Annotated in this window: 10 protein-coding genes; 4 read left to right on the forward strand and 6 right to left on the reverse strand. The window is 74.0% G+C overall.

The annotated features are described in order from the left end of the window. Positions 1 to 36: 36 nt before the first annotated feature. Positions 37 to 1,599: a carbohydrate-binding protein gene (locus ACSURM_RS02985; protein ID WP_436953194.1), complete on the reverse strand. Its 1,563-nt coding sequence runs from the start codon at positions 1,597 to 1,599 to the stop codon at positions 37 to 39. Between the two features lie 208 nt (positions 1,600 to 1,807). Next, on the reverse strand, positions 1,808 to 2,668 hold the full coding sequence (gene bla / locus ACSURM_RS02990; protein ID WP_436960897.1) for a class A beta-lactamase: 861 nt from the start codon (positions 2,666 to 2,668) through the stop codon (positions 1,808 to 1,810). A 280-nt stretch (positions 2,669 to 2,948) separates the two neighbouring features. Here bla and ACSURM_RS02995 point away from each other — a divergent pair, with 280 nt between their 5' ends. Both ACSURM_RS02995 and ACSURM_RS03000 read left to right on the forward strand, forming a co-directional pair. After that, positions 2,949 to 3,914 carry a LysR family transcriptional regulator gene (locus ACSURM_RS02995; protein ID WP_436953196.1) on the forward strand — a complete coding sequence of 322 codons (966 nt, stop codon included), beginning with the start codon at positions 2,949 to 2,951 and terminating at the stop codon, positions 3,912 to 3,914. Then, a complete protein-coding gene (locus tag ACSURM_RS03000) occupies positions 3,911 to 4,843 on the forward strand; it encodes a serine hydrolase (protein WP_436953198.1) in 933 nt (310 codons plus the stop codon). The genes ACSURM_RS02995 and ACSURM_RS03000 overlap by 4 nt, the downstream gene beginning before the upstream one ends. 69 nt (positions 4,844 to 4,912) lie before the next feature. Here ACSURM_RS03000 and ACSURM_RS03005 read toward each other — a convergent pair whose 3' ends face one another. After that, the gene (locus tag ACSURM_RS03005) at positions 4,913 to 5,566 is read right to left on the reverse strand and encodes a response regulator (protein ID WP_181797612.1); all 654 of its coding nucleotides are present in this window, start codon (positions 5,564 to 5,566) and stop codon (positions 4,913 to 4,915) included. Further along, on the reverse strand, positions 5,563 to 6,708 hold the full coding sequence (locus tag ACSURM_RS03010; protein ID WP_436960899.1) for a sensor histidine kinase: 1,146 nt from the start codon (positions 6,706 to 6,708) through the stop codon (positions 5,563 to 5,565). Before ACSURM_RS03010 ends, ACSURM_RS03005 begins: the two co-directional genes overlap by 4 nt. A 245-nt stretch (positions 6,709 to 6,953) precedes the next feature. Here ACSURM_RS03010 and ACSURM_RS03015 point away from each other — a divergent pair, with 245 nt between their 5' ends. Then, a complete protein-coding gene (locus ACSURM_RS03015; RefSeq protein ID WP_436953200.1) occupies positions 6,954 to 7,520 on the forward strand; it encodes a GlcG/HbpS family heme-binding protein in 567 nt (188 codons plus the stop codon). Between the two features lie 139 nt (positions 7,521 to 7,659). Here the strand turns inward: ACSURM_RS03015 and katG are convergent, their stop codons facing one another. Both katG and ACSURM_RS03025 read right to left on the reverse strand, forming a co-directional pair. Then, positions 7,660 to 9,885: a catalase/peroxidase HPI gene (gene katG / locus ACSURM_RS03020; protein ID WP_436953202.1), complete on the reverse strand. Its 2,226-nt coding sequence runs from the start codon at positions 9,883 to 9,885 to the stop codon at positions 7,660 to 7,662. A 33-nt stretch (positions 9,886 to 9,918) separates the two neighbouring features. Then, the gene (locus ACSURM_RS03025) at positions 9,919 to 10,356 is read right to left on the reverse strand and encodes a Fur family transcriptional regulator (RefSeq protein WP_436953204.1); all 438 of its coding nucleotides are present in this window, start codon (positions 10,354 to 10,356) and stop codon (positions 9,919 to 9,921) included. 529 nt (positions 10,357 to 10,885) lie between these two features. Here ACSURM_RS03025 and ACSURM_RS03030 point away from each other — a divergent pair. Then, positions 10,886 to 12,079, forward strand: coding sequence for an acyltransferase family protein (locus ACSURM_RS03030; RefSeq protein WP_436953206.1), 1,194 nt, complete (start codon positions 10,886 to 10,888; stop codon positions 12,077 to 12,079). Positions 12,080 to 12,405 lie beyond the last annotated feature (326 nt).

Below are 12,405 nucleotides of genomic sequence, written 5' to 3' on the forward strand. Positions count from 1 at the left end.
ACGGCGTCCCGCCTTTCCTGAACCTCCGTACTCCGGTTACGGGTTGACGACACTGCCGCCGAAGGTCACCGAGAGGCGGCCGTCGGAGGTGAAGGACCAGCCGAGGGCGCCCGCGTACGAGGAGCAGCGGGAGCCGTTGGAGCCGGTCCAGAACTGGTTGGTGCCGTCGGCGCTGCCGACCGTCTTGTCATTGGAGCCGCCGCCGGCGAAGCGGCAGGAGGTGTTGTCGCGGAACACCGACGTGCCCGTGTCGAACGAGAAGTTGCGCTCGGCGTTGTCGACGCCGACGTTGCCGGAGATCGCCATGGAGCCCGGGTTGCTGTTGTAGGTGAACCCGTGGTGGCCGTTCTTGTAGGCGATGCTGTGCCGCACGACGTGGTCGACGGGGATGTCGTCGCCGCCGAGCTTGTAGCCGTTGCGGTCGCCGTTGGTGTTGACGGTGCCGTCGCTCAGCGTGCCGTTGCCGTAGGAGAGGGAGTACTCGATGGTCACCGGGCCGATGGCGCCGGTGTCCGGCTTGGTGTACAGGTCCCAGCCGTCGTCGATGTTGTGGTGGGAGACGTCGTAGCGGAAGACGTTCCCGGTGCCGGTGGTCAGCTTGGCGGCGAAGCCGTCGGCGTCCTCGCCGTCGGAGTCGGCGTTGTCGTGCGACTCGGAGCTGACGATCAGGTTGTTCGCCGGCCACTGGGAGCTGGGGGTGCTGGAGGAGATCCGGCCGAGCTGGAGACCGGTGTCCCGGTTGTAGGCGGTCACCACCCGCTCGACGACATTGTCGCTGCCGCCGACGTAGATCCCGTTGTCACCCGCGTGCTGGACTGTGAGGCCGTACAGCCGCCAGTGGTTGGCGAACAGCTGGATGCCCCGGTTGGACGAGCTCTCCGACTGCGCCGAGAAGTCCAGGACCGGCTTCTCGCCCGGGTAGGCGGACAGGGTGGTGCGGGCGGCGGAGGTGCCGTCGCTGCCGGCCGGGATGGTGACCGTGGCGGACTGGCGGTAGGTCCCGCCGCGCAGGTAGATCGTGCCGCCGGGGGTGATCCGGCTGATGGCCGAGGTGAGCGTGGTCGGGGCCGACTCGGTGCCCGCCGCGCCGTCGGTGCCGGTCGGTGACACGTAGAGCACGCTGCCGGTCGCCGCCCCGGCCACATCGGCTTCGAGGTAGTCCAGGTTGGGCAGGCCGTCGGCGGCGGTCGGGGTGAGGCGTACGGTGTTGGCACCCGCCTTGACCGGGACCGTGAGCGTCTTGGTCGCCCAGCTGTCCCAGGCGCCGGTGGTCTCGAAGCCGGCGGTGGTGGCCGTGGTGCCGTTGACGGCGACGGTCGCGGGCCGGGCGGTGGCCGAGCCGTTGGCGAAGCGGATGCGCACGGTAGCGGTGCCGGCGCTCGCCGCGTTCACGGTGAACTGGGCGTAGGCCCCTGAGGCGTTGGTGGCGTTGCAGAATCCGCTGCCGGAGTAGCCGGTCCAGTCGGAGTCGATGGTCCCGGTGCAGACCGCGGGTGCGCTCTCGGCCTCGTACCGGGTGGTCACGGCCTGGGCCGTGGTGCCGGTCAGCGCGACGAGCGCACCGGTCAGCAGCCCGGCGCACGCGATGGCTGGTCTCATGTGCATCGGTTCTTCTCCCTGCGGGTCGACTCGGCTGTGCGGGTGCGAGCGGTCCAGAGGGGTGAATACGGTGTCCGGTCGTGGCATGGTGAGTCGTGACCGGAAAGCGCTTTCTCTCTGGACCTTCCCGACGGTAGGGAGACGACATGTACGCGTCAACAGTCGCGTACATGATTTCTATTCAGGCTGATGAATCGCAGGGGGCCGACTACTCGCCCGGGGCGAGGGTGCGGGCGACCACGGCCGCCGCCTCGGCGATCAGTGCCTGGTCCACCGGCGCGTCCGGGGCACTCTTGTCCGACAGCACGGCCAGCACCAGGGGGGTCCCCCGGGCCGTCCAGGCCACCCCGATGTCGTTGGCGGTGGCGTAGTCCCCGGTGCCGGTCTTGTCCGCCACGACCCAGGCGGGCGGCAGCCCCTTGCGGAACCGCTCCCCGCTGGTGGTGTTGCCCTTCAGCCAGCCGGTGAACCGCTCCCGGTCGGCCCTGCGCAGGGCCCGGCCCAGGGCGAGGCGCTCCAGGCTCCCGGCGATCGCCTCGGGGGTCGTGGTGTCCCGCACGTCCCCGGGGATCGCGGTGTTCAGCTCCGGCTCCCACCGGTCGAGGCGGCTCACCGTGTCGCCGAGCGAGCGGAGGAAACGGGTGAGCCCGGCCGGGCCGCCCAGTTCCCGGAGCAGCAGATTGCCGGCCGCGTTGTCGCTGTACTGGATCGCCGCCGCGCACAGGCCCGCCACGGTCATGCCGGTCGCCAGGTTCTCCTCGGTGCGCGGAGAGTTGGGCAGGATGTCCCGCGGCGGGTAGTGCACCACCCGGTCCAGCGGAGCCCGGTCGCCGTGGTCGCGCAGCACCGCCGCCGCGGCGAACGCCTTGAACGTCGAGCACATCGCGAACCGCTCCCCCGCCCGGTGGGCCACGCTCCGCCCGGTACGGACGTTGCGCGCGTACACGCCGAGCCGGGCGCCGTAGCGCCGCTCCAGCTCGGCCAGTTCGGCCGGTTCGGTCGGCTCGGACCGGCCGTCACGCGCGGGGGCGGCGGACGCGGCGGGCGCGGCGAGCGCCGTCGCGGCCATCGCGGCGCCGGTGAGGCCGAGGCCGGTCCGCAGCAGGCGGCGGCGCGGCAGCGGGGCGGGGCCGTCGGCGGCGGGCGCGAACCCGCCGGATGCGGCCGTACTGGTCAAGGGTGTACTGGGCGTGGGGGCACTGGACATGGGCGTGCTGGACATGGGCGTACTCCTCCCGGGACGTACGTCGTCGGTGCCGATCTTCGACGGGGACAGCGAAACAGGACGGGGGCACCCATGTCCAAGAGGAAACTTTGAAGTTCCCATGCCTTATTGATATGAGTGCCGGGTGGATCTACTGGCACATTTGGAGGCGTACGTGGCGACGGCCGAGGAGGCGGGCTTCTCCCGGGCCGCCGACCGGCTCGGCATCGCCCAGCCGCTGCTCAGCCGCCGCGTCAAGACGCTGGAGGAGTACTTCGGCGGCCCGCTGTTCGACCGGTCCCGGCGGCAGATCGAGACCACGGAACTGGGGGTGCTGCTGCTCCCCTACGCGCGGGACGTGCTGGACCGGGCGCAGCGGCTGCGGCAGGTGGCCCGCTCGGCCCGGCGCTCGCGGGTGCGCGCCGTCGGCGTCCCCGCGGACTGTGCCCCGGCCGGGCTGGCCCGGGCCCTGCGCGCCGGCAACGAGCACGGGGTCACCCTCGGCATCCGGGAACTGCCGCCGCTGGAGCGGGAGTCGGGGCTGGCGGACGGTTCGCTCGGGTACGCGCTGGTGCGCACCGCGCCGGAACAGGCCGCGTTCCAGGTGCCGTTGGGCCTGGCGTCCGCACCGGTGCCGGACGGCGCGGCCGCGCGGCGCACGCTGCACCTGGAGGAGTTGCGGCCCCGCCGCGGCCGTGGTGCCGGACGTGCCGTTCCCCCGCCCCTGTTGCTGCTGACGGAGGATCAAGTGCCTTATTTCGAAGACCGTTTGGCGCGGGCCGCCGCGCGCGCGGGGCTGCCCGAGGAGCGGATCCGGCCGGCCGGGCGGGCGGCCACCGCGCTCGCCGAGACCCTCGCCGGGCACGCGCTGCTGCTGTGCGCCGAACCGTTCGCCCGGCAGCACGGCGCCCACTGGACACCGCTGGCCGACCAGGCCCTGCACCGGGGCTACGACGTGCGCGCCGCCCCGGGCCGGGACGGCGCGGCGGCGGCACCGCACTGGCTGGCCGCGCTGCTCGCCTCGGCGGTGGGCGCCGTGGCCCACCGGGGCGGGCCGGAGCCGGCGGCCGGGCGCGAGGACGCCCCCGCCCGGCTGGCGGCACGCGGATGAGCGCGGCGGCGCACCACCCGGTGTACACCGGTGGCGACGCGGGGCTGTCGGCCGTCGCCGAGGCCATCGCCGCGGACTGGGCGGCGCTGGGCGTCCGCGGCTCCTTCCTCGCCCGCAACCTCGACACCGGGGAACAGCTCGGTTTCGACACGGACGAGCCGGTGCCGCTGGCGTCGGTGGCCAAGGTCCCGCTCGCCCTGGTCGTACTGGACCGGATCGCGGCCGGGGAGCTGGACCCGGCCCGTCCGGTGACGGTGGATCCCGGTACCAGCAGCGTCGGCCCCACCGGGCTCGCCGCCTTCCGGCACCCGGCCACGGTGGCCGTCGGCGACCTGCTCCTGCTGATGCTGTCGGTGAGCGACAACGCCGCCGCGGACGCCCTGTTCGACCTGGTGCCGGTGGCGGAGACCGACGCGCGGCTGCACGCCTGGGGGTGCGACGGGATCCGGGTGCGGCACCGGATGAACCACCTGTACGAGTGCGCGGCCGGCGCCGCCGGGAACGACTTCTCCCTCGCCCTGGAGCTGGCCGTCCGGGACGAGGGGACGGGCCGGCACACCATCGAGACCCTGGACCCGGCGCACGCCAACGCGGGCACGGCCGCGGCGCTGGTCGGCCTGCTCCAGCGGGTGTGGCGCGACGAGATCGCCGCGCCCGCCGCGACGGCCGAGCTGCGCCGGCTGATGGGGCACCAGGTCTTCACCCAGCGGCTGGCGGCCGAACTGCGCGCGGACACGCTGCGGTGGAGCGGCAAGACCGGCACGTTCCTGCACCTGCGGCACGAGATCGGGGTCGTCGAGGCGGACTCCGGTGACCGGGTGGCCATGGCGGCGCTCACCCGCGCGACCCGCCGCGCGGGACTGGCACCGGACGTCGACCTGGCGATCGGAGCGGCGGGCCGGGACGCGTTCGAGGCCCTGCGGAGCTAGCCGGGGCTCCGGCCGGGAAGGCCGGACGGCCGTACCTGTCACGGACCGCGTCCGCGGCGGTCCCCGCGCTCAGGACAGCAGGCGTTGTTCCTTCGCCACCGCCACCGCGCCCGCCCGGGTGTCCACGCCGAGCTTGTCGTAGACGCGCCGCAGATGGGTCTTGACGGTGGCCTCGCTGATGTAGAGGGCGCGGGCGATGGCGTGGTTGGACAGGCCCCGGGAGAGGTGGGCGAGGATGTCCCGTTCCCGGGGCGTGAGGGCGGGGCGCGGGTTGCGCAGGCGGGACATCACGCGGTCGGCGACCGGCGGCGATAGCGCCGGGCGGCCCTGGGCCGCCGCGTGGATGGCCGTGAACAGGTCCTCCGCGCGCTCGGCCTTCAGCAGATAGCCGGTGGCACCGGCCTCGACGGCACGGGTGACATCGGCGTCGGTGTCGTACGTGGTGAGGACCAGGACGTGCGGGGCGGCCGGTTCGGCGCGCAGCCGCCGGGTGGTCTCGACGCCGTCGATGCCCTCGCCCAGTTGCAGGTCCATCAGGACGACGTCGGGGGCGGTCTTGCGGGCCAGGGCGAGCGCCTCCTCGCCGCTGCCCGCCTCCCCGACGACCTCGATGTCCGGCGCGCTGTGCAGCAGCGCCAGCAGTCCGGCGCGGACGACGGCGTGGTCGTCGCAGACGAGGATGCGCACCGGGGTCCGGGCGTCCGTCGCGGGGGTGTGGGTCATCTCGGCTCCAACGGGATCGCCGCCGACAGGGCCGTACCCTCGCCCGGTGCCGACTCGATGGTGAGGGTGCCGCCCAGCTGGCGCAGGCGGGCACGGATGGCGGGCAGGCCGTGGCCGCGCCGCCCGGCGGCGGACGCGGCCCCGGCGACGGCGGGGGTGCGCGGGTCGAAGCCGCGGCCGTCGTCGGTCACGTCCAGCACGATCTGGTCGTCCAGGCAGGTCAGGGTGAGGATGGCGGTGGTGGCCGCCGCGTGTTCGCGGACGTTGGCGAGGGCGCCCTGGGCGATGCGCAGCAGGGCGGACTCCACGGGCGCGGGCAGCGGGTCGGGCGGGCTGCCCTCGGTGTGCACGCGGACGGTGAGGTCCGGTGTCGTCTCGCGCTCGGCGACGGCGTGCAGGGCCCGGAGCAGGCCCCCGCCCTCGGCGAGGTCGGCCGGGGTCAGGTCGTGCACGAAGCGGCGGGCTTCGGCGAGGCTGCGCTCGGCGATGGCCGCCGCCGTGCGGACGTGGTCGCGGGCCGTGCCGGGGGCGCTGTCCCACAGGCGGTCGGCCGCCTGGAGCAGCATGCGCTGGCTGGACAGGCCCTGGGCGAGGGTGTCGTGGATCTCCCGGGCGAGCCGTTCGCGTTCGGCGAGGGTGCCCTCGCGGCGCTCGGTGGCGGCCAGTTCGCGCCGGGTGCGGACCAGGTCGGCGATCAGGGCGTCGCGGCGCGCCGCCTGGCGCTGCATGACGACGAAGACGGTGGTGGCCACGGCGGCCACCGCGGGCGGGGCCAGCAGCACGTTCGGGTCGGGCCAGCCCGCCAGGCTGAGCTGGGCGGCCACCGCGAGCGCGGTCAACAGGGCGACCAGGAGGATGGCGGCGCGCGGCGGAAGCGTGCGCAGACCGGTGTAGAAGAGCGGGACCGCGCACCAGGCGAAGCTCGGGGCCAGGACGACGAGCAGCGCCCAGGCCGTCACGACCAGGCCGAGCCAGGCCAGCCGGCGCGGCGTGGGACGGGTGCCGAGGGCGGGGCCGAGGACGTAGAGCACCGCCAGCAGCACGGACAGGGCTATCACCCAGGGGGTGTGCGGTCCCCCCGCGTGCCGGGCCAGGTAGCGGGCGACGGACGCGGACAGCAGCACGAAGAACGCCGTGTGCATGACGACCGTGAGGGCACGGGTGTCGTCGCGCTCGGGTGCGGCCACCCCTGACACCTCCCTGGACTCCGCGCTGAACTGGGCAAACACCTTCCATTGTGCCCAGGTGCGGAGGCCCGGGGGTCATCCGATCGGATGACCCCCGGGGCGACCGGTCCACCGACGGGGCGCGGCCCGGTCCGGCGGCAGGATCGGTTCCGGGAAGCGGTTCCGCCTCCCTGACAGGCTCTACCGAGAGGTTCCTCAGCATGCCCAGTCGCAAGAAGACGTCCGGCCGCACCCGCGTCCTGGTGGGCGGTGCCGCCCTGGCCGTCGTCGGGGCCGGTGTCGTCGGCACGGTCGCCGCGAACGCCGCCGACTCCGCCGACGCCGTGCCCGCCGCCGCACCGGTGGCGGCCCGCGGCGGCGAGCTGACGCAGAGCACGCACCTGTCCGTGGACGCGGCCACCAAGGCGGCGCGCGCCGCGCTGGACGCGGCCGAGAAGGACGGCCGGCAGGTATCCGTGGCCGTCGTCGACCGCAACGGCAACACCGTGGTCACCCTGCGCGGGGACGGCGCGGGCCCGCAGTCCTACGAGTCCGCCGAGCGCAAGGCGTACACCGCCGTCTCCTGGAACGCGCCGACCTCGGAGCTGGCCAAGCGGCTGGCGCAGGCGCCGAACCTGAAGGACATCCCGGGCACGCTGTTCCTCGCGGGCGGCGCGCCGGTGACCGCCAAGGGCGCCCCGATCGCGGGCATCGGCGTCGCGGGCGCGCCGTCGGGCGACCTGGACGAGCGGTACGCGCAGGCGGGCGCGGCGGCCCTCGGCCGCTGACGCCGCCCGGCACAGGGCGCACTGCGGCACACAGCAGAACGTCCGGGTCCGCCCCTGAGGGGGCGGGCCCGGACGCGCCGTTCAGCGGGCCGGAGCGGCCGGACCGGTCACCCGGGAGCGGCCGGACCGGTCAGACCGGTCAGACCAGGTCGAAGCGGTCCGCGTTCATGACCTTGTTCCACGCGGCGACGAAGTCCTTCACGAACTTCTCCTTGGCGTCGTCGCTCGCGTACACCTCGGCGAGGGCGCGCAGCTCGGAGTTGGAGCCGAAGACCAGGTCGGCCCGGCTGCCGGCCCACTTCACCTCGCCGGTGCTCGCGTCCCGGCCCTCGAAGGTGGTCTGGTCCTCCGAGGTCGCCTTCCACTGCGTGCCCATGTCGAGCAGGTTGACGAAGAAGTCGTTGGTGAGGACGCCGGGCGTCTTGGTGAGCACGCCGAGCTGCGACTGCTGGTAGGTGGCGCCGAGGACGCGCAGACCGCCGACGAGCACGGTCAGCTCGGGCGCGCTCAGGCTCAGCAGGTTGGCCCGGTCGAGCAGCAGGTACTCGGCGGGCAGGCGGTTGCCCTTGCCGTGGTAGTTGCGGAAGCCGTCCGCGGTCGGCTCCAGCGCCTCGAAGGACTCGGCGTCGGTGTGCTCCTCGCCGGCGTCCACCCGGCCCGGGGTGAAGGGCACCTCGATCTCGAAGCCGCCCTCCTTGGCGGCCTTCTCCACGGCGGCCACACCGCCGAGGACGATGAGGTCGGCCAGGGAGACCTTCTTGGCGCCGGAGGAGGCGTTGAACTCCTGCTGGACGCCCTCGAGGGTGCGCAGCACCTGGGCGAGCTGGTCGGGCTCGTTGACCTCCCAGCCGCGCTGCGGGGCGAGGCGGATGCGGGCGCCGTTGGCACCGCCGCGCTTGTCGCTGGCGCGGAACGTGGAGGCGGACGCCCACGCGGTGGTGACCAGCTGGGACACGGACAGGCCCGAGTCGAGCAGCTTGGTCTTCAGGGCGGCGATGTCGGCGTCGTCGATCAGCTCGCCCTCGCGCCCGGGCAGCGGGTCCTGCCAGAGCAGCGTCTCCTCGGGGACCTCGGGGCCGAGGTACAGCGACTTCGGGCCCATGTCGCGGTGGGTGAGCTTGTACCAGGCGCGGGCGAAGGCGTCCGCGAATTCCTCCGGGTTCTCGTGGAACCGGCGGGAGATGGGCTCGTAGATCGGGTCGAAGCGCAGCGCCAGGTCGGTGGTGAGCATCCGCGGGCGGTGCTTCTTCTCCGGGTCGTGCGCGTCGGGGATGATCTCCGGGGCGTTCTTGGCCACCCACTGGTGGGCGCCGGCCGGGCTCTGCTCCAGCTCGTACTCGTACTCGAACAGGTTCTTGAAGAACCCGTTGCTCCACTGGGTCGGCGTGGCCGTCCAGGTGACCTCCAGACCGGAGGTGATGGCGTCCCCGCCCTTGCCGGTGCCGTAGGTGTTGCGCCAGCCGAGGCCCTGCTCCTCCAGGCCGGCGGCCTCCGGGTCCGGGCCGACGTTGTCGGCGGGGCCGGCGCCGTGGGTCTTGCCGAAGGTGTGGCCGCCGGCGATCAGCGCGACGGTCTCCTCGTCGTTCATCGCCATGCGGCGGAACGTCTCACGGATGTCGCGGGCCGCGGCGACCGGGTCCGGGTTGCCGTTCGGGCCCTCGGGGTTGACGTAGATCAGGCCCATCTGGACGGCGCCGAGCGGGTTCTCCAGCTCGCGGTCGCCGGTGTAGCGCTTGTCGTCCAGCCAGGTGGTCTCGGGACCCCAGTAGACGTCCTCCTCCGGCTCCCAGACGTCCTCGCGGCCGCCGCCGAAGCCGAAGGTCTTCAGGCCCATCGTCTCCAGGGCGACGTTGCCGGTGAGGATCAGCAGGTCGGCCCAGGAGATGCTCTGGCCGTACTTCTTCTTGACCGGCCACAGCAGGCGGCGGGCCTTGTCCAGGTTGCCGTTGTCCGGCCAGCTGTTGAGCGGGGCGAAGCGCTGCTGGCCGGCGCCGGCGCCACCGCGGCCGTCGCTGATGCGGTAGGTGCCCGCGCTGTGCCAGGCCATGCGGATCATCAGCGGGCCGTAGTTGCCGAAGTCGGCGGGCCACCAGTCCTGCGACGTGGTGAGCACCTCGGCGATGTCACGCTTCACGGCGGCGAGGTCCAGGGCCTGGAAGGCCGCCGCGTAGTCGAAGTCCTCGTCGAGCGGGTTGGCCACGTCGGGGTTCTTGGCGAGGATCTTCACATTGAGCCGCTCCGGCCACCACTGACGGTTGCCGCCGCCCTGGGTCGGGTGCAGGGCCCGGTCGTGCGCGACGGGGCAACCGCCGCTCCCCTCCTCCGACTTGGCGTCTGTGACGATCGCGTCGTGGTTCTCAGTCATGGCAATCCTTCCGAACTGTGCGGAACTCGGTGCTCAGGAACTGCGGCCGGTGGAACAGCCGGGGCACAGGCCCCAATACACGACCTCGGCCTCGTCGATGGCGAAGCCGTGGTCGTCGGAGGCGGCCAGGCAGGGCGCGTCGCCGACGGCACAGTCGACGTCCGCGACGGCCCCGCAGGACCGGCACACGATGTGGTGGTGGTTGTCGCCCACGCGTCCCTCGTACCGGGCCGGGTGGCCGGCCGGCTCGATACGGCGCACCAGACCCGCCGCGGTCAGCGCGTGCAGGGCCTCGTAGACCGCTTGCAGGGAGATGTGGCCTACGCGATCGCGGACACCGGAGGCGATCGCCTCGGCGCCGAGATGGTCGCCGTCCCGGACGGTCTCCAGCAGCGCGACGCGGGCGGCCGTCACGCGCAGCCCGGCACCGCGCAGTTCGTCGGCGGTGGACGGTCTCGGGGAGGCGGACATGGGCCGAACCTATCGTCATAAACACGAGGGGTTCAAGAAAACGAAGGATGCAATTCTGGTCGCGTCCGGGCGACCTCCGGCCGTCTTCGGGGCCCCGCCCACACCGGTCGGGCGGGGGCGGCGGGGCGGGGTCACGCGCATGCCCGCATCATGGGGTCCCCGACCGGCGGCAGCGGCGCGGCGAGCCGGGCGGCCCACCGGAACGGGGGAACCGGAACCCGGACCGACCGCATGGACGCATCACCGCGAACAGGCCGGTGAGCGGGCCCGCCAAGGAGATCGGCGCGCCGGGCCGCCGAGCGGGGTGCCACGGCGGGCCGGGGGCGGCCACCCGGAGGAACCGTCGTGGGCGGGCCGCCGGACGGTGGCATCACTCGTGCGGGTGCACACCGTCCCGCCGTCCGTGGCGTCCCTGGCGACGCGTCGTCCGGCAGCAGTGTGAAGTTTCCCGGGCTACGTGATGGACCGGGGGCGGACGGGCAACGAACCCCTTCATGCCCCACGCGTTCCTCCTGCGGCAGGTGATGTGATGACCACGGCGACGACCCGGGCGTTCCGGACGCCGCCCGCCCGGACCGGCCGGGCGGCCGCCGGGTCCCCCGCACCGACCGCCCCGCCCGCCCTGCCGTCGCTCACCGGACTGCGCTGGATGGCGGCGCTGCTGGTGTTCGGACTGCACGTGCACAACTTCGGCTGGTTCGGCGGCGCCGGTGGCCGCCTGGTGTCCTGGGGCTTCGGCGCCGGCGCCACCGGAGTGTCGTTCTTCTTCGTCCTGTCGGGATTCGTGCTGACCTGGTCGGCGCGGCCCGGTGACCGCGCGGCGGCCTTCTGGTGGCGGCGGGTCGCCCGGGTCTACCCGGTGCACCTGGTCACCCTCGTCATGGCCCTGGTCATGGCGGTGACGCTGACGCACCGGCCGCCGCCGGCGCCGGACCAGGCCCTGGCCAACGCGCTGCTGGTGCACTCCTGGTGGCAGCCGTGGTGGCAGACGCTGAACCCGGTGAGCTGGTCCCTGGCCTGCGAGGCGTTCTTCTACGCCGCGTTCCCCCTGCTGATCGGGCTGCTGCGCCGGCTCGGGGCGCGCGGCACGACCGCGCTGGGCGGGCTGTCGGCGGCCGCGGTGGTGCTGCTGGCCTGGACGGACGCCCACCACTGGTGGACGCACTCGGTCTACTCGTTCCCCGCCGCCCGGCTGCCCGAGTTCGTGCTCGGCGCGGTCACCGCGCGGCTGGTGCTGCTGGGCCGCTGGCGCGGGCCGGGGCTGGAGGCGTCGCTCGCGCTGGCCGTCATCGGCTACTTCCTGGTCCCGCAGGTCACGCCCGGCTATTCGGCCACGGTGTGCACCCTCGCCGGGTTCGCGCTGCTCATCCCGGCGGCGGCGGTCGCCGACCTGCGCGGGCTGCCGTCCCTGTGGCGGAGCGGGCGGATGGTGCGGCTCGGGGAGCTGTCGTTCGCCTTCTACATGGTTCATCTGCTGGTGCTGCGCGCCGCGACGACCGTGCTGGGCACGAAGCCGCGCTTCGGCGCCTGCGCGGGGCTGGCGGTCAGCGCGTCCGCGTTCGCCGTCTCGCTCGGCCTGTCCTGGGTGCTGTACGAGGCGGTGGAGCGCCCGGCCCGGCGCCTGCTGCTGCGCCGCCGCCGTCCGGCCGTGCGGCCGGACCCGGTACCGGCCCGCCGGAAGGCCCCGGCACCGGCACCGGCACCGGCTGCGGCACGCGACTGACCGGCCCTCGCTTTCCAGCCGATTCTTCCGGCTTCATTCGGCCGTCTGTTCCCCCTGTCCCCGGCCGCCCGTTCCCGCACGGTCCGCCCCGCCCGTGCCGGCCTGTGTCGCACGCGCGGGTGACGTCGGCGGGACCGAGGAGAGTCCGCGGGTTTAGGGGGTAGGCGGCTGACCGGCGCCGGCCCGGCGGACGCGCACCGCCGGGCCGGCGACAGCCGCACGCACAGAGGGAGCCGAGCCGTCGTACCCGGACCATCAGCGGACACCCACCGGGGTCCCGCCCGCTCGCCCGCCCGCCCCGCCGGGCCGCCCGTCCCCGGCCTCGG

Source organism: Streptomyces sp. SudanB182_2057 (assembly GCF_964272715.1).
Taxonomy (GTDB): domain Bacteria; phylum Actinomycetota; class Actinomycetes; order Streptomycetales; family Streptomycetaceae; genus Streptomyces; species Streptomyces rubradiris.

Bases quoted from the DNA above. Each gene is read 5' to 3' on its own strand.
- ACSURM_RS02985 (WP_436953194.1), bottom strand. From the start codon at position 1,599: ATGAGACCAGCCATCGCGTGCGCCGGGCTGCTGACCGGTGCGCTCGTC.
- bla (WP_436960897.1), bottom strand. From the start codon at position 2,668: ATGGCCGCGACGGCGCTCGCCGCGCCCGCCGCGTCCGCCGCCCCCGCG.
- ACSURM_RS03000 (WP_436953198.1), top strand. From the start codon at position 3,911: ATGAGCGCGGCGGCGCACCACCCGGTGTACACCGGTGGCGACGCGGGG.
- ACSURM_RS03005 (WP_181797612.1), bottom strand. From the start codon at position 5,566: ATGACCCACACCCCCGCGACGGACGCCCGGACCCCGGTGCGCATCCTC.
- ACSURM_RS03010 (WP_436960899.1), bottom strand. From the start codon at position 6,708: ATGCACACGGCGTTCTTCGTGCTGCTGTCCGCGTCCGTCGCCCGCTAC.
- ACSURM_RS03015 (WP_436953200.1), top strand. From the start codon at position 6,954: ATGCCCAGTCGCAAGAAGACGTCCGGCCGCACCCGCGTCCTGGTGGGC.
- katG (WP_436953202.1), bottom strand. From the start codon at position 9,885: ATGACTGAGAACCACGACGCGATCGTCACAGACGCCAAGTCGGAGGAG.
- ACSURM_RS03025 (WP_436953204.1), bottom strand. From the start codon at position 10,356: ATGTCCGCCTCCCCGAGACCGTCCACCGCCGACGAACTGCGCGGTGCC.
- ACSURM_RS03030 (WP_436953206.1), top strand. From the start codon at position 10,886: ATGACCACGGCGACGACCCGGGCGTTCCGGACGCCGCCCGCCCGGACC.